Genomic DNA, 18,874 nt, shown 5'->3' with positions numbered 1-18,874 from the left:
CAGGCGGAAAAGTGGGGCCAGAATATTCGACTTGAAATGTTCTCTTTTTGGTCTCATATGGAAATGAGAACAAGAGGCGAACGAAAGCAGTCATTGCCGCGCCCGGGCGCGTGTGAAATAAGGATTGGAACTCATGGCAACGGCAGATCTTCTGACTATGGACAGCAAGCGCAACGCGGACCGCCAGAAGGCGCTCGACTCGGCCCTGGCCCAGATCGAACGGCAGTTCGGCAAGGGTTCGATCATGAAGCTGGGCGGGGACAATGTCCTCAAGGACATCGAATCGACCTCGACCGGCTCGCTCGGTCTCGACATCGCGCTGGGGATCGGCGGCCTGCCCAAGGGGCGGATCATCGAGATCTACGGCCCCGAGAGCTCGGGCAAGACCACGCTGACCCTGCACGTGGTGGCCGAGGAGCAGAAGAAGGGCGGCGTCTGCGCCTTCGTCGATGCCGAACATGCGCTCGACCCGCAATATGCCCGCAAGCTGGGCGTCGATCTGGACGAATTGCTGATCTCGCAGCCCGACACCGGCGAACAGGCGCTGGAGATCGTCGACACTCTGGTGCGCTCCGGGGCGGTCAGCCTCGTGGTGGTCGACTCGGTCGCGGCCCTGACACCGAAATCCGAGCTCGAGGGCGACATGGGCGACAGCTCCGTCGGCGTTCATGCCCGCCTGATGAGCCAGGCGATGCGCAAGCTCACCGGCTCGATCTCGCGCTCGAACTGCATGGTGGTCTTCATCAACCAGATCCGCATGAAGATCGGCGTGATGTTCGGCTCGCCCGAGACCACGACCGGCGGCAACGCGCTGAAATTCTACAGCTCGGTGCGCTTGGACATCCGCCGCATCGGGTCGATCAAGGACCGCGACGAGGTGGTCGGCAACCAGACCCGCGTGAAGGTGGTGAAGAACAAGGTCGCACCGCCCTTCAAGCAGGTGGAATTCGACATCATGTACGGCGAGGGCATTTCCAAGACCGGCGAGATGCTCGATCTCGGGGTGAAGGCGGGCGTCGTGGACAAGTCGGGGTCGTGGTATTCCTACGGCGACGAGCGGATCGGGCAGGGGCGGGAGAACGCCAAGACCTATCTCAAGGAGAACACCCGCATCGCGCTGGAGATCGAGGACAAGATCCGTGCCGCGCACGGGCTGGATTTCCACATGTCCGAGGAAGACGGCGACGGGTCGGACGACGAGGTGATGGACGGCTGAGGCCGGCGAGATCGCGCAGGGGTTCGGGCGTCGCGATTGCGGCGCCCGTTTCGTCCGGGGGCTCTGCCCCCGTCGCCGCATGCGCGGCGACTCCCCCGGGATATTTGCCGAACCGAAGAAGCGGGGCGGGGAATCGTCAGGCGGTTATGGACAGGGGCCGGGCGGGGCGATACATCGGTGCGAACCGATGCCATCAGGCGCTGAGAGACCATAGACATGCCGACGCTGAACGATATCCGCTCCACCTTCCTGGGCTATTTCGAGAAACAGGGCCACAAGGTCGTGCCGTCGAGCCCGCTGGTGCCGCGCAACGACCCCACGCTGATGTTCACCAACTCCGGGATGGTTCAGTTCAAGAACCTGTTCACCGGGGTCGAAACCCGCGACTACAAGCGCGCCACCACCGCGCAGAAATGCGTGCGCGCCGGGGGCAAGCACAACGATCTCGACAATGTGGGATATACCGCGCGGCATCATACCTTCTTTGAAATGCTGGGAAATTTCTCGTTCGGGGACTATTTCAAGCAGGATGCGATTCCCTTTGCCTGGGAGCTGATCACCAGGGAACTGGACATCCCGAAGGACCGGCTGCTGGTCACGGTCTATCACACCGACGACGAGGCGGCCGAGATCTGGAAGAAGGTGGCGGGGCTTTCCGACGACCGGATCATCCGCATTCCGACCAATGACAACTTCTGGATGATGGGGCCGACCGGGCCCTGCGGCCCCTGCACGGAGATCTTCTTCGACCACGGCGACAAGTACTGGGGCGGCCCTCCCGGATCGCCGGAGGAGGACGGGGATCGCTTCGTCGAGATCTGGAACCTCGTCTTCATGCAGAACGAGCAGTTCGAGGACGGCTCTATGCGCGCGCTGGATGCGCAGAGCATCGACACGGGCATGGGGATCGAGCGGGTCGCGGCGCTGTTGCAGGGCACCAACGACAACTATGCCACCGACCTCATCCGGGCGCTGATCGAGGCTTCGGCCGATGCGACGAGCACCGATCCCTACGGTCCCGGCAAGACCCATCACCGGGTGATCGCGGATCATCTGCGCTCGACCTCCTTCCTGATCGCCGACGGGGTGATGCCTTCGAACGACGGGCGCGGCTACGTGTTGCGCCGGATCATGCGCCGCGCGATGCGCCATGCGCACATGCTCGGCGCCAGGGACCCGGTGATGTACCGGCTGGTTCCGGCGCTGGTGCGCCAGATGGGTGCGGCCTATCCGGAGCTGGTGCGGGCGCAGGCGCTGATCGAGGAGACGCTGAAGCTGGAGGAAACCCGCTTCAAGCAGACGCTGGATCGCGGGCTGAAGCTGCTCGACGACGAGCTGACCGGCCTCGGTGACGGCGCGAAGCTGCCCGGCGAGGCGGCCTTCAAGCTCTACGACACCTACGGGTTTCCGCTGGATCTCACCCAGGATGCGCTGCGCGAGCGCGGCCGCGAGGTCGAGACGGCGGGATTCGACGCGGCCATGGCCGAGCAGAAGGCCAAGGCGCGTGCCGCCTGGTCCGGCTCCGGCGAGGCGGCGGATCTGGCGATCTGGTTCGACATTGCCGAGACCCACGGCGCGACGGATTTCCTCGGTTACGACACCGAGACCGCCGAGGGCCAGATGCTGGCTCTGGTGCGCGACGGCAAGGCGGTCGAGGCGCTCGAAGCCGGAGAGAGCGGCTGGATCGTGCTGAACCAGACGCCGTTCTACGGCGAAAGCGGCGGCCAGGTGGGTGACACCGGCTGGCTGCGGCGGCTCGAGAACGAGGGCGACGTGGCCGAGGTGACGGCGACCCAGAAGATGGGCGGCGGCAAGGTCTTCGCGCATCAGGTCACCGTGACCTCGGGCCGGTTCGCGAGGGGCGAGGCGGTGGCGCTGGAGGTCGATCACGACCGCCGCTCCGCCATCCGCGCCAATCACTCCGCCACCCACCTGCTGCACGAGGCCCTGCGCCGCGCGCTCGGCGATCACGTGGCGCAGCGCGGCTCGCTCAACGCGCCGGACCGTCTGCGGTTCGACTTTTCCCATGCCAAGGCATTGAGCCCGCAGGAAATCGCGCAGGTCGAGCGCGAGGTGAACGCCTTCATCCGGCAGAACAGCCCGGTGACCACGCGGATCATGACGCCCGACGATGCGCGGGCGATCGGCGCCCAGGCGCTGTTCGGCGAGAAATACGGCGACGAGGTGCGCGTCGTGTCCATGGGCGCCCTGCCGGGCTCCGGCAAGGGTGCGGACGGGCAGACCTATTCCCTCGAACTCTGCGGCGGCACCCACGTGGCGCAGACCGGCGATATCGGGACCTTCGCGCTGACCTCGGAAACCGCGTCGAGCGCCGGCGTGCGCCGGATCGAGGCGCTGACCGGCGAGGCGGCGATGGCCGAACTGCGCGGGCGCGATCTGGTGCTGGGCGAGGTCGAGGGGCTGGTCAAATCCCGCGGCGCCGACGTGGTGGCGCGGGTCGCGGCGCTGCTCGACGAGCGCAAGGCGCTGAGCAACGAGGTCGCACAGCTGCGCCGCGAACTGGCGATGGCCGGTGGTGCGGGGCAGGGCGGCGGCGTCGACGTGCGCGACGTGGCGGGGGTCCGGTTCGTCGCGCAGGTTCTGAGCGGCGTGTCCGGCAAGGATCTTCCGCCGCTGATCGACGAGCACAAGGGCCGTCTCGGCACCGGCGTGGTGCTGCTGATCGCCGATGCCGACGGCAAGGCGGCGGTGGCGGCGGGCGTCACCGAGGATCTGACCGGCAAGGTCTCGGCGGTGGACGTGGTCAAGGCGGCGGTCGGCGCGCTCGGCGGCAAGGGCGGCGGCGGCCGGCCGGATCTCGCCCAGGGCGGGGCCAAGGACATCAGCCGCTCGGACGAGGCGATCAGGGCGGCGGAAGCCGTGCTGGAGGGCTGATGACCGCCTATGTCATTGCCCGGGTGACCGTGACCGACCCCGAGGCCTACAAGGCCTATGCCGCCCGGACCGTGGCCTCCGCCGCGACCTTCGGCGGGGTGTTCCGCGCCAAGGGCGGCACCCAGGAGATCCTCGAGGGCACGGCGCCCGAGCGTCACGTGCTCATCGAATTCCCCTCTGCCGGGGCGGCCCGCGCGTGGTACGACTCGGCGGAATACCAGCAGCTCAGGACCATCGCGCTGGCGGCAAGCACGCGCGATCTCGTCATCGTGGAAGGAGTCTGACATGCCCGCCCTCTGGATCGCTCATGTGACCGTCACCGACGCCGAAGCCTACGGCCGTTATGCCAAGCTCGCCGGTCCGGCCATCGCCGCCCATGGCGGCAGCTTCGTCGCCCGCGGCGGACGCTACGTGCAGCTTGAAGGCCGGGACCGCGCCCGCAACGTCGTCGCCCGCTTCCCGAGCGTCGAAGCCGCCGAGGCCTGCTACAATTCGCCCGACTACCAGGAGGCCCTGTCCCATGCGCGCGGCGCGTCGGAACGCGACCTGGTGATCGTCGAAATCACCGAATGATCCTGCCGTGTCGGCCCGGGTCCTGCCGATCCTGCTTCTGATCGCTTCGAACGTCTTCATGACGGCGGCCTGGTACGGCCATCTGAAATGGCCCTCGGCACCGCTGCGGACCGTGGTCATGGTCAGCTGGGGCATCGCCCTGGTCGAATACTGGCTCGCGGTCCCGGCCAACCGCATCGGTCATCAGGTCTATTCAGCCGCCGAGCTCAAGACCATCCAGGAGGTCATCACCCTGGCGGTCTTCGCGGCCTTCTCGACGCTCTGGCTCAAGGAACCGCTGACCCTCAACCACGCGGTCGGCTTCGGCTTCATCGCGCTCGGCGCCTTCTTCATCTTCCGCGGCCCCTTCGCATGACGGCAGAAGGCCGGGCACCATGGCCCGGCCTTCCCCGTTTCTTCCGGCCCGAAATATCCCGGGGGAGTCCGCCGCAGACGGACGGGGGCAGCGCCCCCTTTCTCCCTCAGGGCTGGCGCGACTGCCGCTTGCGCTCGTGCGGGTCGAGATAGCGCTTGCGCAGGCGGATGGCGTTCGGCGTGACCTCGACCAGTTCGTCGTCGTTGATATAGGCGATGGCTTCTTCGAGGCTCAGCGTGACCGGCGTCGTCAGGCGCACCGCTTCATCCGTGCCCGAGGCGCGGACGTTGGTCAGCTTCTTGCCCTTCAGCGGGTTCACTTCGAGATCGTTGTCGCGCGAATGCTCGCCGATGATCATGCCGGTATACACCGGCGCCTGCGCACCGAGGAACATCTTGCCGCGATCCTCTAGGTTCCACAGCGCATAGGCCACCGCCTCGCCGTTCTCCATCGAGATCAGCACGCCCGCGCGACGGCCCTCGATCGGGCCCTTGTGCTTGGCCCAGCCGTGGAAGACACGGTTCAGCACGCCGGTGCCGCGGGTGTCGGTGAGGAATTCGCCGTGATAGCCGATCAGGCCGCGCGAGGGCACATGCGCGATGATCCGGGTCTTGCCGGCGCCCGCGGGCTTCATCTCGACCAGCTCGCCCTTGCGCACGCCGGTCAGCTTCTCGATCACCGCGCCGGAATATTCGTCGTCGACGTCGATCGTGGCTTCCTCGATCGGCTCCATGAGGTCGCCGTCCATCTCCTTCATGATCACCTGCGGGCGCGAGATCGACAGTTCGAACCCTTCGCGGCGCATGTTCTCGATCAGCACGCCCATCTGGAGTTCGCCCCGCCCGGAAACCTCGAAGGCCTCGCCGCCGGGGGTGTCCTTGATCTTGATCGCGACGTTGCCCTCGGCCTCCTTCATCAGGCGGTCACGGATGACGCGCGACTGCACCTTCTTGCCGTCCCGCCCCGCGAGGGGGGAATCATTGATGCCGAAGGTCACGGTGATGGTGGGCGGGTCGATGGGCTGCGCGTCGAGCGGCACGTCCACGGCGAGGGCGCAGATCGTGTCGGCCACGGTGGCCTTGGTCATCCCGGCCAGCGACACGATGTCCCCGGCCATGCCGACCTCGATGTCGGACTGCGACAGGCCGCGGAAGGCCTGCACGCGGGTGACGCGGAACTGCTCGATCTTCTGGCCGATGCGGCTGATCGCCTGCACCGTCTGGCCGACCTTGACCTTGCCGGATTCGACGCGGCCGGTCAGCAGGCGGCCGACGAAGGGGTCCGAGCCGAGCGTCGTCGCCAGCATCCGGAAATCCTCGTCCTGGCGCTTGATCTGGCGGGGGGCGGGGACGTGGTTCACGATCAGCTTGAACAGCGCCGAAAGATCCTTGCGCGGCCCGTCGAGCTCGGCATCCGCCCAGCCGTTGCGCCCGGAGGCATACATGTGCGGGAAATCGAGCTGGTCCTCGTCGGCGTCGAGGTTGGCGAAGAGGTCGAAACATTCGTCCAGCGCGCGGTCCGGTTCCGCGTCGGGCTTGTCGACCTTGTTCAGCACCACGATGGGCCGCAGGCCGAGCGCCAGCGCCTTGGAAGTCACGAACTTGGTCTGCGGCATCGGGCCTTCGGCGGCGTCCACCAGCAGCACCACGCCGTCGACCATGGACAGGATGCGCTCGACCTCGCCGCCGAAATCGGCGTGGCCGGGGGTGTCGACGATGTTGATCCGCGTGCCCTTCCACTCGACCGAGGTGGGCTTGGCAAAGATGGTGATGCCGCGCTCGCGTTCGAGGTCGTTGGAATCCATCGCGCGCTCGGCCACGGCCTGGTTTTCGCGGAACGCGCCCGATTGTTTCAGCAGCTCGTCGACGAGCGTGGTCTTGCCGTGGTCCACGTGGGCGATGATCGCGATATTGCGAAGGTCCATGGGATATGCCTTTTTGGAGTTTCGCGCGCGGAGGTAGCCGCCGCAGCGCGGAAAGGCCATACCTTAATGCGGTGAGGCGCCGGAAAACAGGTGAATGACGAGGATCCCGGCAAGAATCAGCCCCATTCCCGTCACCGCGGGCCAGTCGAGCCTCTGACCGAAGACCAGGTAGCCGATTGCGGCGATGAAGACGATCCCGAGTCCCGACCAGATCGCGTAGGCGATGCCGACCGGAAAGGTCCTGAGCGCGAGCGAGGGCAGCCAGAAGGCGAGCGCGTAGGCGACCACGGTGATCGCGGCGGGCAGGGGGCGGGTGAATTGCTGGCTGGCCTGCAGGGCGGATGTCCCGATTGTTTCGGCCAGCACGGCGAAGGCAAGGATGAGATAGGGCACGGGATCTCCTGCATGGACGCGGTGCCCCTGTCTGGCATCGCGCGAAGGGCTCCGCCAGTCCCTGCGGGCAGCGGCGCGGCTTAACCTGCTGTCAGGGATTCGGGTCTAGATTGCCCCCGGATGGTCGGCCACGGGGCCGCTTTGAAGGAGATCCTGACATGAAATTCGTTTACGCTACGGCGTTTGCCGCCCTCGTTGCCGGCCCGGCCATGGCCGTGGATTTCCGTCCAGCGATGGAAAGCTACCTGGAAACCGAAATCCGCACCTGGGCCGAGGATCCCGCCATCGTCGGCGCCATCGGGGCGCAGAATGCCGTCACCGGCGGCTACGACCAGGCCCGGGTGATCGACCTCGACAATGCATGGCGCGCGGAAATCGGCGCGGCGGCCATGCCGACCATCACCCCGGTGCTGACCGGTGCCGCGGCGGATTTCCTGCGCGAACGGGTCGGCGCCTCCGCCGGGGCGATCACGGAAATCTTCATCATGGATGCGCAGGGCCTGAACGTCGCGGCCTCCGGCCTGACTTCGGACTACTGGCAGGGTGACGAGGCGAAATTCACCGAAACCTACGGCAAGGGCGCCGGTGCCGTGCATTTCGGCGAGGTTGAGTTCGATGAATCCAGCCAGACCTATCAGGCGCAGATCTCGGTGACCGTGACCGACCCCGCGACCGGTCAGCCGATCGGCGCCATCACCGTCGGCGTCGATGCCGCGCACCTGATGTGATCGGCAGGAAAATACCATGAAACCATCGGATCTCGGTTACAGGCTGAGCGGCGCCTTTCAGTCCGTGTTCCTGCGCATCGCCCTGCTGCTGGGGCTGTCCACGGTGGTGGTGGCCTCCATCATGGGCTGGCAGTCCCTGCGCCTGCTTGAGCAGGTCGCCACGCGCGGCATCGCGCAACTGGCCGAGGAAAGCGCCCGCGCCGAATCCGTGAACCTGGTCGATCACCTGCGGTTCCAGGCCCTCGACCGCATCGCGGCTGCGGTCGAAACCACCCTCGGGGCCGGGCAGGAAAGCCTCGGGGCGGTTCTGGTCATCGGCGCCGACGGCGCCGTGGTCGCGGAAGGCGGCGCGCCGGAGGCCGACCGCGCCATGATGATGGAACTGGTGTCGCGGGCGCTGCAGGAGGATGCCATGGTCACCGGCGACCGCGGGCTTGTCGTCGCCGCGCCGGTGACCCGGCCGGGCCTTGCGGCCCCGGTCGGCGCCTACGTGATGCGCTGGAGCAACCAGGCCTTCCTCGACGAACTCTCCGGCCGCAAGTTGCTGATCCTCGTGACGGCCGGCGCGGCCTTCGTGGTGATGATGGTGTTGACCTTGCTGATGATGCGGCGCATCGTGTCCCGCCCGATGCGGGCGCTGGACGGGGCGATGACACGGGTGGCCGAAGGAGACTACGAGTCCGAAGTGCCGCTGCGCGGGCGCCGGGACGAATTCGGCAGGCTCGCGACGCATCTTTCGGAACTGGTCGCCGCGCTGGTCGAGGGCCGACAGGCAGAGGGCGCCCGCCTTGCCGCGCACGAGGCCCAGGCCCGCGTCGTCCAGCATCTCAGCAAGGCGCTCGATCGCCTCGCCGAAGGCGCGCTGACCCACATGCTCTCCGATCCCTTCCCGGCGGAATACGAAGAGCTGCGCGAGAACTACAATCGCGCCGTGGAAAGCCTGCACAGCGCCGTGGCCGAGGTCAGTTCGAGCGCGCAGAACATCTCGAGCAGCGCCGAAGAGATCGCGCGCGGCTCCGACGATCTGTCGCAACGGACGGAGACGCAGGCGGCGACGCTGGAACAGACCGCCGCCGCGCTCGACGAACTGTTGTCGAGCGTCAAGGAGGCGGCGGAACGGGCGCGCGAGGTGAAGTCCAGCGTCGACAGCGCCTCGTCGCACGCCGAACGCAACGGCGAGGTGATGAATGCGGCGGTTGCCGCCATGGCCGGGATCGAGAAGAGTTCCGAGCAGATCGGCGAGATCATCAGCGTGATCGACGACATCGCCTTCCAAACCAACCTCCTCGCGCTGAACGCGGGGGTGGAGGCGGCCCGCGCCGGGGCCTCGGGCAAGGGCTTTGCCGTGGTCGCCTCCGAGGTGCGCGCGCTGGCGCAACGCAGCTCCGACGCGGCCCAGCAGATCAAGACCCTGATCAGCGGCTCGACCGACCAGGTCAAGGAAGGGGCGCAACTGGTCGAACAGGCCGGCCAGGCTCTGGACGAGGTGGTCACCCAGGTGCGCAGCATCTCAGGGCTCGTGACCGATATCGCCACGGTTTCGGCGGAACAGGCGCAGGGTCTGAACGAGATCAACGTCGGGGTCACCAATCTCGACCGGGTGACGCAGCAGAATGCCGCGATGGTCGAGGAATCCACTGCTGCCGCCCACATGCTGCGCAACGATGCCAGCCGGTTGTCCGAACTGATGGAGCGGTTCGAGACGGCCGCGCCCGGCCGGACCGCCGCGCCGCGCAGGGTTGCCTGATCCGAGCCTGCCGCGGCCGATCCTGTCCGGCCGCGGCAGGTCTTCGCCGCCGGGTGCGGCGCAGGAAAGCGCCGGAAGCCGGGGTCAGGTCATGGTGAAGTCCCCGCGGATCACCAGTTCGGAGCCCCGCGCCGTCAGGCTCAGACGGTCCGGCCGGAGCGAGCCGCTCACGCCCTGGATGTCGAAGGGAAGCGGATCGACCTTGCCGATGGAAAACCGCTGGCCGTTCATGATCTTGCCCGCGAACAGCCCCAGCGAAAGGGTGATCGAGTTCGCCAGCGGTGTCAGGATCACGGACAGTGCCCCGGCCAGCACGTTCCGGGAAAACCGCGGCGTGGCGCCCACCACCAGGGTCGGCACGTTGCCGAGGGTCACGTAGAGTCCCTGCCCGGCGGCGGTCACCGAAATGCTGACGGGGGCGGGGTTGGGGTTGTAGCCGAGCGTGTAGCTCACTCCGATATCAGACATGGGATAATACCTTGTAAAACAGAAGGTTGTGTTGCGACGTCACCATTTCGTCGGGTTCCAGGTGTCGGGGTTGATGATCGCCTTTCCGGCCTTTTCGAAGCCCTTGCCGATTTCCTTGCCGACATTGCCCAGCGCGTCGATGACCTGACCCACGGGAAGGTCGATCCCGGCGCTTGCCGACATGGACAGGCCGGCCTTGGCGGTCAGTTGCCGCGGATCGGCGGTGGTCGAGACCGAGAGGCTGTCGATGCGGCCCCAGACCGAGTATTGGGCGGCAAACCCGCCTCCGGCCTCGCGCCCGGTCTGGGTGAAGGTCTTGCCCCGGATCCCGGAATTGACCTCGTGATCGACCACCCGTTGCATCAGCTCCCGGCTCATCCGGGCAAAGAACGGCCCGCTTTCCACCGGCGCATCGCCGATCGCGGGCGCGCCGTCCTTGGTGAGGTTAAACGCGGTGAGAAGGTAGCCGTCCCGCGCCTCTACCACCGGCGGGGTGAAGCTCTGGCCGGAAAAGTGCAGCTCGGGCAGTTCGATCCCGCTCAGCGTTCTGTCCAGCGCCGCCATCACCTGCGGGATGACCGCGCTCCGGATGACGAAGCGCGCCATCTGGTCGGCCCCGCTCAGATCGACGATGATGCCGAGGGTCGAGATCCGCAGCCGCCCGCCCGCGCCCGCGACCGTGGCGATGGTGCGGACCGGGAAGGTGGTGTGGTTGCTCTTGCCGAAGGCGGCGACCTTGATGTGCATCCGGTCGACCTCGACCAGGAACGCGTCGTCGCGCCGGGGCAGCGGCGTGCCGTCCGCGTGCAACGCGATGGTCCAGTCATGTTCCGACGGGGGCGCCAGCGAAAAGCGCGGGGCCGTCAGGATCTGCCAGTCGATCCGGTAGGGCTGCCCCATCTGCTCGCCGCTGTCGGACCCCTGAAAGACATCGGTCCTCACATGCGGCTTCGAGAAGACGAAGGCGACGATCTCGTTCAGTTTTCCCTCGCTGATTCCGGTCAGGAGATCGTAGTTTGATTGGGCCATGGCGACATTGCCTCCTTTTGAAAAGACTGCGGTCTGGGCGCGCGCGGCGCTGAGCGGCCTGCCACCCGTGCCCTGGGTCGGCGCGGTCGAGGCGGCGGCGCGCCAGCTCGAGGCGCGGCTTCCGGCCGGCGAACAGGTGTTGTTCGAACTGCGCGACAACGGCGGCGCGGCGGATGTGGCGCTCGGGCTGGATGCGCGCCGCGGGGCGGTGGCGCGGGCCATGCGGGACGCGCCGGGCTGGGGGCCGCACCGCGCCGTGCTCGACCGCAGCGCGGGCGCCGTCTGGCTCGAGGTGGATGCCGCGCAATGGGAAGGGGATCGGCCGGTGCCCGGGATCTTCTGGCAGGGCGGCCCGGCGCTGCTGACGGCCTTCGGTCTCGGCCATCTCGCGGAGGCGGTCTCGGTCCCGGGCCCGGCGGAGTTTCTCGGGGTGTTTCCGGCCCGCGCGCAGGGCGGGGTGCGGGTCTGCCTGTCGATGCCTCCGGACCGGCTTGACGGGGTTGCGCAGCGGCTCGGTCTGCCGGTGGCGCCCTGGTCCCGGATACGGGACGCGGCGGCCGGCGGGACGGTGCGCCTGTCGCTCGACGCGGGAGAGGTCATCGGGCCGCGGATCGGCGTCGACATTCCGGTGCGCACGCCGGGGGATCTGGCCCGCGTCGCGCGCTGCATGCCGGGGATCCTGCCCGACCTGCCGCAGATCGGCCGGTGGTGCGGGGCGGCGCCCGGCCTCGACGCCCTGCGCGCGGACGAGGTCGTGCCCGACCCGGTGCCGGGCCGCGCGCCGGTCTGGGTGCGCCGGCTCAACCACGTCAAGATCACCGTCGAGTCGGGCCGCATCGGCGCCAAGATCTACCTGTTCCTGGGCCTCGGCTGGCCTCATAGCGCCAGCGCCGCGCGGGTCATCGAGCAGGCCTCCTCGAGCAGGCTGATGGCTTCGTCGATCACGTCCTCGGCAAAGCCCGCGACCAGCATGTAGCCGCGCACCAGCGCATCCGTCACCGCGTCGAACACGTCGCGCAGGACACGGGCGACGGCGGCGGCCTGATCCTTGAACCAGTCCCAGTGCAGCTTCAGCCATTTGACGAAATCGTCGGCATGGTCGAAGGCCGACTCCACCAGCCCTTCCAGCTCCTGCTTGATCCAGGTCAGCGCCAGCTTGCCGGTCTCGGCCAGCTTTTCGGGCGCGGCGTCCAGCGTGAGGTCGATCGAGAAATCCGGATTCAGATCGTGCCCGAGTGCATGGAAGGTGAGCGCACCGCCAAGGTGGAACTGCGGCGGATCGAGCCCGGCGCCGATGCTGGCGGCCACGCCGATGCGGAAATCGGGCAGGTGCACCTCGGGCACGTAGAGCACCTTGAACAGGTGGAAGCCGCCCAGCGTGACGTCCTTCATCCCGAGGTCGTAGGACAGACCCGCCGAGCAGGCGAGCCGGGTCCGGTCGACCATCAGGGTGACGGTCTGGCTGGCCCAGGTGCCGCTGCCGGCCCGGCCCGCGGCGAGATGGTAGAGGTAGCGGATGCCGTCGTCGGTCGCCTCGCCGTAGAGATCGACCTTGATGATGTCGAAGAATTCCACGTGCGCCGCGACATAGAGGTAGTGCGGATGTTCGGTGCTGATCTCGGAGGCGACGGCCATGATCGGCCCCTTGCCCCTGACCACCCCGGCGGCTGGCGAGAGTTGCAGGTCGGGTGTCATCTCCGGCGTCCCGGGGCGTTGCAGGCGGATGACCTTGCCGACGACGATCTCCTCGGGGATCTCGGCGCCGCCGAAGAACGACCTGTCGGCCTCGTTCACGTCGAGCGAGGCGGTCACGTGCCTGCCGAAGATCTCGATGTCGCCGACAAAGCCGAACCCCTCGGTATGGACCGTGTCCCCGATGGTGATCTGATCGGTGGCCACCACCCAGAACCGCAGGTCGCGGAACTTCAGCACGAGATCCAGCAGCTTGATCTGCGCGACCCAGGGGATGACCTCGGCGCCGGGCGGCAGGTCGTAGATATCGATGGTGGTGATGCCCTCCAGCACCTCGCCCACGGTGATGAGCTCTCCGGTGTCGGTCTTGAGGGCGCAGGCCATCCCGCTCGGCGCCTCGAAGTCGACGATGGCGAGGGCGACGGAGAAATCGAAGGCCTTGCCCGACCGCGTGACGAAGCCGAAGGTGCCCGCGCCCGACACCACCACGCCGCCGTCATAGGCGAGGCTCACGCCGAAATCGCGCACGGTCAGGCGGCGGTAGCCGAAGGGGTGCACCCAGTCGTGGATGTCGAGTTCGACGCGCGCGGTTCCGGCGCTCGAGACGCCGCCGGACAGGGTGAAGGCCATCTCCCGACCCTCGATGCGCACGCGCCCGGAGGTGCTGGCGGTGATCGTTGCGCGGGTCGTTCCGGTGCTGTCCCAGGCAAGGGAAAAGCCTTCGAAGACAAAGGCCCCGGCTGTCCGGTCGATGTCGAGACGGGCGACGAGCGCGGTGTTCCTGCTGCGGGTTTCGAAGCTGGCGCAGAGGTCGAAGGTCACATCGCCCAGGATGCCCCGGAACAGCGCCAGCCGATCGCCGTGCAGGGTGAGGCTGGCGAACATGGTCACGCCCTCGACCACGGCAAAGCCCGCGCGCGCCGAGGCGGGAACCTCGGCGGCGGGCACCAGCTCTGCGGTGTGTCCGCCGTCCGCCGCGATGGAGGAGATCACCAGCCCGGCCGAGTTGATCTCGAGCGCGTCGAGCGGCTGCCAGAGGCTGCCGGGGCTCCAGCCCCCGCCGGAGGGCCAGTTCGGGGTCCAGATCGCGGCGGCAAAGCCGGTGCCGCCGGTGCCGTGCACCACCTGCGCGGCCAGGTTCAGCCCCTCGGTGCCGCCCACCGCCACGGTGGTGCGCAGGCGGAAGGCGTAAAGCGCCGTGCCGGTGCCGGTGGTCATGCGGGTGAGGCCGACCTCGCTGCGGGACAGGACCACGTCGGGGAACCCCGGCGGCAGCGGCGCCGACACCACGCCGCCGATCTCGCGGAACAGCGCGGTGAGGGGGATCTCGGGCAGGCGGGCGGTGATCTGCGCGCTCCCCGGCAGGGTGAAGCCGAGGTGCAGGCAGGCCCCGCCCAGCGCGGCGACGCCGTGAAAGGAACCGGTGGTGCCGCCGCCGCGGCTCCAGTCGAGCGCGCAGGTCACGTCCGAGACCGTCAGCGTGCGGGGGCCGAGCGGGATCTCCCACGGGTGCGGCTGCGCGGCGAGGGCAAGAGCAAAGCCCGCGCCCTTGCCGGGGTGCAGTTCGACCGCAAGGCGGTCGACGGTCAGATCGCCCGGCGGCGCGATGCCCGGCGCCCAGGTCGCCATCAGCCGTTTCAGCGGAATGGTCCGGCCGCTGCCGAGCTCCGCACGGACCGCGAAGCCGTCGAGCGTGTCGGCGCGCACCGAAACCGGGATGCCCTCGATGGTCATGGTGCCCCGCAGCGTCGCCTCGATCCGGCGCGCGCTGCCGTCGAAGGGCGCGGTGACGAAGATGTCGGCGGCAAGCCCGGTCACGGTGAAATGGTCGGGCAGCACCTCCCAGGCGGCCTCGTCCATGGCGATGGCAAAGCTGGCCCAGCTCGGCCGCGGCTTGCCCGCCGCGTCGCGCGCGATGCCGAAGGCAAAGCCGCGCAGCGCGATGGTGCCGAGGCCGCCCGAGGGGGCCGCGGCCCCGCTCGGCAGGTGGGCCGTGACATCCGTCCCGGCGAGATCGGCCAGCCCCGCCAGCGAGGTGACCGTCCCGACGTCGAGCCCGGTGAACCGGGTCGCGACCTCGATGCTGTCGGTGCCGGGTTCGATCGGCAGCGTCACCTCGGCGGCGAGACCCGAACCGGCCAGCGTCGCGGAGGAGCCGAGCGCGAGGCGCGGCGCGTAGCCGGGCACGGCGCCCGCCGCCGCAGTCAGCGGCGCATAGGCGTGCAGCGCCAGGCCCGACAGTGCGACCCGACCGATCTGCGCGCTGCCGCCGAGCGTGGCCGAGAGCGCGATTCCCGGCGCCTCGACCATCCAGGGCATCTGCCCCATGCCGAGGGCGGGCGCCTTGCCCGTCAGCCGGATCGGACCGAAGATCCGGGTCCGCGCCGTTTGCCCGAACAGCGTCAGGGCGACGGCGACGGCGGGATCGGGCGTCCAGGTGGCGGTAAAGGTCAGGCCCGGGCTCAGCGCGACGCCGGTGGTCGCGTCCTGCCCCGGGTGGGTGGCGGCGACGATCCGGGCATCGGACAGGCGGAGCGCGTCGAGCGGATTCACCAGCCTGCCCGGCTCAGTGCTCCAGTCGACGATCCCCGGCATCCCTGGAAAGCTCTCTGCAAAGCTCCAGCCGGGGGGCATGGTTGCGGCGATCTCGGCCAGCACCGCGCCCGAGGCATTGAGCGCGAAGCGGGCGCGGGCGGGCACATCCGCGATTCCGAGAATGCCGATCACCCCGTCGATGACGATGTCGCCGCCCTGTCCGGGGACCGTCCGCGCCTGCCCGAGGATCAGCGGCCCGCCGTCGAACCCCGCGTCCAGCAGGTCGTCGAAAGCCGCCCCGAGGATGCCCTTGCCGAGGCTCAGCCGACCCGAGGCGGGCAGGGCGAGGGCGGATTGCAGCGCGGAAAGGTCCATGGCGGGCTCCTCAGCTCGGACCGCCGGGGGCGGGCTGGGGTTGCGGGGGCGGCGGCGCCGGAACCGGGGCCGCGACGGGCGGCGGCGCGGCCGGCATCAGCGGATGGCTCGGCCAGAAGCGGAGCCGCTGGGGAAAGGTGTAGCTGTCCGGATCGTTGAGGTCCGGCACCTCCATCGGGCCCTGCGGGATGTCGAGCACCCAGTGCGGGTTCGCGGCCGAGGGCGCGGCGACCGTCTGCCACTGCGCCTCGCCCGTCGGCTGCGTGAGAAGCGTTGCCGAGCCCGGAAGCTGGTACCCCCGCACCCGGTAACTTTCGCTGTGGGCCGAGGTGTCGGGCTGGCCGGGCGGGATGGAGGCATAGCCGTCGTTTCGGAAGATCACCCCGTTTTGCCTCGCACAGATGCTTTCCACCCGCATGTTCATGCCGCCCGCCGGCAGCAGGTGGGCATCGATCGCGGGGGCGGTGCCGGCCGGTTCGTGGCTGCCCCAGTCCGCGAGGATCGCGCGCAGCACGCCGCTGCGGTGATCGAGGCAGATCTCGATGCCGAAGGTCAGCCCGTCGACGGTGAAGACATTGCGCCGCCGCACGTCCCAGGCCGCATGCGCATCGCGGTAATCGGGCACCGCGCCGGGGCAGTCGATGGCAAGCACCCCGTCCAGGTTCGACGGCGTGCGCTTGTGGATCACCCGGACCGGGTCGTTGGTGCCGCCCCGCGCGATCACGCAGACGTTGGAGAACACCTCTCGCGTGAGGGGGTTGACCCCCGGCGCGGTCACCGGCGTGTGGGTGGTGTTGACCATGATCGTCCCGGCGACGATCAGCCAGTGATCGAAGCCCGGGTCGCTGAACATCTTGCCGAGCTGCTCGACGATATAGTCGTGATCCTCCAGCGGGTAGGTCATGTTCCTGCGGTCGGTGCGCCCTTCGAGCGGCGGACGGAAGTAGAATTCCGGGGCCATGAAGACCTTGAGCGTGGTCGGCGCGTCGCGCCCGGAATCCTCGAGCTCCCACTTGGCCAGATCGACGATGGAGGCGAGGCGCCGCAGCCGGTGGTGTGCATCCTGCGCCCCGGCATGGGGCGGCGGGTCGACAGGGGCGGCGGCGACCGGCGCGGCCAGCCCGCCCGCGGGATAGCCGGTGAGCGCGCTCTCGGACTTGGGCTTGGCGTCGTAGGACGAACAGGTCGGCAGTTCGTAGGCGATCAGGCGGATGTCCGTGTGGGGCATGGCGATCTCTCCGTCTTCGGTCGTGTCAGCGCAATTCCGAGGCGATGGCCTCGCGGGCGTGGCGGGTGATGTCGCGGCTCAGCGCGGCAAGCTGGTCCTTCAGTGCGTCGTTGAGCGCGCCGAGAATGCCGTCGAGAACGCCGGGCGAGTTGGCGCCGGCGTTGATCATCTCGGCGAACCAGCTGTCCAGCCGCACCGTGACCCGGATCGCGCGCGAGAGGTCGCGGGCGGACAGCCGCAGCCCCGTCAGGGTGATGACGAGGTCGCCGTCCGAGGTGCCGGTGGCGACGGCGCGCCCGGAGAGTTGCACCGCCTGCGCGGTCATCGCGATGCTGCCGGTGATGGCGCTGCGCTCGCCCTTGGGGGTGATCGAGAAATCCGCCGCACCCCGGGCCGGGGGCGCGGGGATCGCGGGACCGCCGGGCAGGACCGGCGCGGGGCTCCAGCCGCCCACCTCCGCCTCGAAGCGCATGGCATCGCCGTCGAGGTCGAAGGCGGTCTCGGCGCCCCTGGCGTTGCTCAGGCCGGTGACGGTCAGCCCGGTGAGGTGGCAGTCGGTGAAGGTCAGCCGCGGATCGGGGCGGATGTCGGGCAGCGGCACCCTGGCGATGTGCAGCGGCTCCAGCCCGGGCGATCCGCCCTGCGCCAGCAGGCGCGGCAGGAACAGCCGCGAGGCGGGCCGCCCGAGCGCATGCCGCAGCCGGTCGAAGAGATAACGGTCGGCCTCGTTCACCGAGGCCCGCGCGGAAGAGGGGGCCAGCCCGCCCGAAACCGGGGCAAAGAGATCGTCGAGCACCGCGGCGAGGTTCTTCGTGACCTCCCCGGCCAGCGCGGCACGGTTGCCGGGGCGGGCGAGGGCGGCGTTGATATTGCCGAGAATTCCGCTCACCCCGTCGGGCGAGGTCAGCGCGGCGGTGATCTGGCTGCGCCAGAAATTGAGCAGGAATGCGTGGAAATCCGCCTCTATCGTCAGATCGTCGACCTCGATCCCCGGCAGGGTGGCGGCATCCGCGCCGCGCATGGTCACGCGCTCGACCGACACGACGAGCCCGGTGCCGAAGGCGCCGCCGGCATCGCGGGGCGCGGTCACATGCACCAGCAGGTCGAGATATGCCCCGGTGAGCCGCGCGGAAACCGTGCCGTGCCCCGCGATGTCGGTGCTGCGCCGCCCGTTGCAGACCGTGCCTCCCGTATCCGCGAGGCAGAGCGCCTGGCGCATGGTGAAGGGCGCCGAAAGACCGAGGCGCGGCAGGTCAGGGCGGCCCCCGGTCCCGTCCCAGTGGTCGAATTCCATCGTCAGAGCAATGGCATAGCCGTCCGCGACCGCCTCGTAATCCGGCGCGCCGAGAATGCGCAGGTTGCGCAGCCCCCCGATGCGGATGGAGCGCGGCGCCCCGCCGAGCGACAGGCTCGGCGCGGGATTTCCGGGTGGGGCGATGGCCTGCTGCCCGCCGAGATCCTCGCCCTCCATCCGTTCGAGATAGGTCGACCAGTTGGCGGCAAAGCTCTGGGTGATCGTCTCGCCCACGTTGCCGCCGATGGGCCCGAGATCCCAGGCGTCCTCCTCCAGCGGCAGCAGCTTTCCGGCGCTGTTGCTCCCCGGCAGGGCCTCGAGCACCGCGGGCAGGAAGAAGCGCGGGTTGCCCGGATCCGCGACGCGCGGCAGCAGGCTGTTGAGCAGGAACGGCAGGAGGGCGGTCATGGGGCGGGGGTCCG

General features: G+C 68.9%; 15 protein-coding genes. 8 read left to right on the top strand and 7 right to left on the bottom strand.

Features of this window, described 5'->3' with window-relative positions; translation table 11 throughout:
- Positions 1-133 precede the first annotated feature (133 nt).
- The 5 genes from recA (at position 134) to ACN0RJ_RS05320 (ending at position 5,039) form a co-directional block, all read left to right on the top strand.
- Positions 134-1,216 carry a recombinase RecA gene (gene recA, locus ACN0RJ_RS05340; protein WP_417722537.1) on the top strand — a complete coding sequence of 361 codons (1,083 nt, stop codon included), beginning with the start codon at positions 134-136 and terminating at the stop codon, positions 1,214-1,216.
- Between the two features lie 216 nt (positions 1,217-1,432).
- Positions 1,433-4,111: an alanine--tRNA ligase gene (alaS, locus tag ACN0RJ_RS05335; RefSeq protein WP_417723622.1), complete on the top strand. Its 2,679-nt coding sequence runs from the start codon at positions 1,433-1,435 to the stop codon at positions 4,109-4,111.
- Positions 4,111-4,395 carry a DUF1330 domain-containing protein gene (locus ACN0RJ_RS05330; RefSeq protein WP_417722539.1) on the top strand — a complete coding sequence of 95 codons (285 nt, stop codon included), beginning with the start codon at positions 4,111-4,113 and terminating at the stop codon, positions 4,393-4,395. The genes alaS and ACN0RJ_RS05330 overlap by 1 nt, the downstream gene beginning before the upstream one ends.
- A gap of 1 nt (position 4,396) precedes the next feature.
- Positions 4,397-4,684, top strand: coding sequence for a DUF1330 domain-containing protein (locus tag ACN0RJ_RS05325; RefSeq protein ID WP_417722540.1), 288 nt, complete (start codon positions 4,397-4,399; stop codon positions 4,682-4,684).
- A 7-nt stretch (positions 4,685-4,691) separates the two neighbouring features.
- Entirely contained in the window at positions 4,692-5,039 is a 348-nt protein-coding gene (locus ACN0RJ_RS05320; protein WP_417722541.1) for a DMT family protein, read from the top strand.
- A 106-nt stretch (positions 5,040-5,145) separates the two neighbouring features.
- Here the strand turns inward: ACN0RJ_RS05320 and typA are convergent, their stop codons facing one another.
- Together typA and ACN0RJ_RS05310 are read right to left on the bottom strand one after the other, a co-directional pair.
- Positions 5,146-6,963, bottom strand: a complete 1,818-nt coding sequence (gene typA, locus ACN0RJ_RS05315) for a translational GTPase TypA (RefSeq protein ID WP_417722542.1) — start codon at positions 6,961-6,963, stop codon at positions 5,146-5,148.
- Between the two features lie 63 nt (positions 6,964-7,026).
- Positions 7,027-7,356 (bottom strand): DMT family transporter, encoded by a 330-nt coding sequence (locus ACN0RJ_RS05310; protein ID WP_417723621.1) that lies wholly within the window; start codon positions 7,354-7,356, stop codon positions 7,027-7,029.
- Positions 7,357-7,514: 158 nt separating this feature from the next.
- On the opposite strand from ACN0RJ_RS05310, the gene ACN0RJ_RS05305 reads away from it, so the two are divergent.
- Complete coding sequence (locus tag ACN0RJ_RS05305) at positions 7,515-8,084, top strand: hypothetical protein (RefSeq protein WP_417723620.1); 570 nt, start codon at positions 7,515-7,517, stop codon at positions 8,082-8,084.
- A 16-nt stretch (positions 8,085-8,100) separates the two neighbouring features.
- Positions 8,101-9,831 (top strand): methyl-accepting chemotaxis protein, encoded by a 1,731-nt coding sequence (locus ACN0RJ_RS05300; RefSeq protein ID WP_417723619.1) that lies wholly within the window; start codon positions 8,101-8,103, stop codon positions 9,829-9,831.
- Between the two features lie 84 nt (positions 9,832-9,915).
- On the opposite strand, the gene ACN0RJ_RS05295 is transcribed toward ACN0RJ_RS05300, so the two are convergent.
- Together ACN0RJ_RS05295 and ACN0RJ_RS05290 are read right to left on the bottom strand one after the other, a co-directional pair.
- The gene (locus tag ACN0RJ_RS05295) at positions 9,916-10,299 is read right to left on the bottom strand and encodes a hypothetical protein (protein WP_417723618.1); all 384 of its coding nucleotides are present in this window, start codon (positions 10,297-10,299) and stop codon (positions 9,916-9,918) included.
- A 39-nt stretch (positions 10,300-10,338) separates the two neighbouring features.
- On the bottom strand, positions 10,339-11,328 hold the full coding sequence (locus ACN0RJ_RS05290; protein ID WP_417723617.1) for a hypothetical protein: 990 nt from the start codon (positions 11,326-11,328) through the stop codon (positions 10,339-10,341).
- Here ACN0RJ_RS05290 and ACN0RJ_RS05285 point away from each other — a divergent pair.
- The gene (locus ACN0RJ_RS05285) at positions 11,327-12,304 is read left to right on the top strand and encodes a hypothetical protein (RefSeq protein ID WP_417723616.1); all 978 of its coding nucleotides are present in this window, start codon (positions 11,327-11,329) and stop codon (positions 12,302-12,304) included. The two genes, ACN0RJ_RS05290 and ACN0RJ_RS05285, sit on opposite strands and share 2 nt — an antisense overlap.
- Here the strand turns inward: ACN0RJ_RS05285 and ACN0RJ_RS05280 are convergent.
- The 3 genes from ACN0RJ_RS05280 to ACN0RJ_RS05270 are packed head-to-tail and all read right to left on the bottom strand — an operon-like array spanning position 12,205 to position 18,860.
- Entirely contained in the window at positions 12,205-15,930 is a 3,726-nt protein-coding gene (locus tag ACN0RJ_RS05280) for a hypothetical protein (RefSeq protein WP_417723615.1), read from the bottom strand. The genes ACN0RJ_RS05285 and ACN0RJ_RS05280 overlap by 100 nt on opposite strands.
- Before the next feature lie 10 nt (positions 15,931-15,940).
- On the bottom strand, positions 15,941-17,158 hold the full coding sequence (locus ACN0RJ_RS05275; protein ID WP_417723614.1) for a hypothetical protein: 1,218 nt from the start codon (positions 17,156-17,158) through the stop codon (positions 15,941-15,943).
- A gap of 25 nt (positions 17,159-17,183) precedes the next feature.
- A complete protein-coding gene (locus ACN0RJ_RS05270; RefSeq protein ID WP_417723613.1) occupies positions 17,184-18,860 on the bottom strand; it encodes a hypothetical protein in 1,677 nt (558 codons plus the stop codon).
- Between the last annotated feature and the right edge of the window lie 14 nt (positions 18,861-18,874).

This window comes from Salipiger sp., assembly GCF_048261495.1.
In the GTDB taxonomy this organism is placed as follows: domain Bacteria; phylum Pseudomonadota; class Alphaproteobacteria; order Rhodobacterales; family Rhodobacteraceae; genus Salipiger.
The sequence above is the reverse complement of the archived record's forward strand: the minus strand, read 5'-3'. Positions and strand labels throughout refer to the sequence as shown.

Coding starts and splice junctions, on each gene's coding strand:
- recA (WP_417722537.1), top strand. CDS start 134: ATGGCAACGGCAGATCTTCTGACTATGGACAGCAAGCGCAACGCGGAC.
- alaS (WP_417723622.1), top strand. CDS start 1,433: ATGCCGACGCTGAACGATATCCGCTCCACCTTCCTGGGCTATTTCGAG.
- ACN0RJ_RS05330 (WP_417722539.1), top strand. CDS start 4,111: ATGACCGCCTATGTCATTGCCCGGGTGACCGTGACCGACCCCGAGGCC.
- ACN0RJ_RS05325 (WP_417722540.1), top strand. CDS start 4,397: ATGCCCGCCCTCTGGATCGCTCATGTGACCGTCACCGACGCCGAAGCC.
- typA (WP_417722542.1), bottom strand. CDS start 6,963: ATGGACCTTCGCAATATCGCGATCATCGCCCACGTGGACCACGGCAAG.
- ACN0RJ_RS05305 (WP_417723620.1), top strand. CDS start 7,515: ATGAAATTCGTTTACGCTACGGCGTTTGCCGCCCTCGTTGCCGGCCCG.
- ACN0RJ_RS05300 (WP_417723619.1), top strand. CDS start 8,101: ATGAAACCATCGGATCTCGGTTACAGGCTGAGCGGCGCCTTTCAGTCC.
- ACN0RJ_RS05295 (WP_417723618.1), bottom strand. CDS start 10,299: ATGTCTGATATCGGAGTGAGCTACACGCTCGGCTACAACCCCAACCCC.
- ACN0RJ_RS05285 (WP_417723616.1), top strand. CDS start 11,327: ATGGCGACATTGCCTCCTTTTGAAAAGACTGCGGTCTGGGCGCGCGCG.
- ACN0RJ_RS05290 (WP_417723617.1), bottom strand. CDS start 11,328: ATGGCCCAATCAAACTACGATCTCCTGACCGGAATCAGCGAGGGAAAA.
- ACN0RJ_RS05280 (WP_417723615.1), bottom strand. CDS start 15,930: ATGGACCTTTCCGCGCTGCAATCCGCCCTCGCCCTGCCCGCCTCGGGT.
- ACN0RJ_RS05275 (WP_417723614.1), bottom strand. CDS start 17,158: ATGCCCCACACGGACATCCGCCTGATCGCCTACGAACTGCCGACCTGT.
- ACN0RJ_RS05270 (WP_417723613.1), bottom strand. CDS start 18,860: ATGACCGCCCTCCTGCCGTTCCTGCTCAACAGCCTGCTGCCGCGCGTC.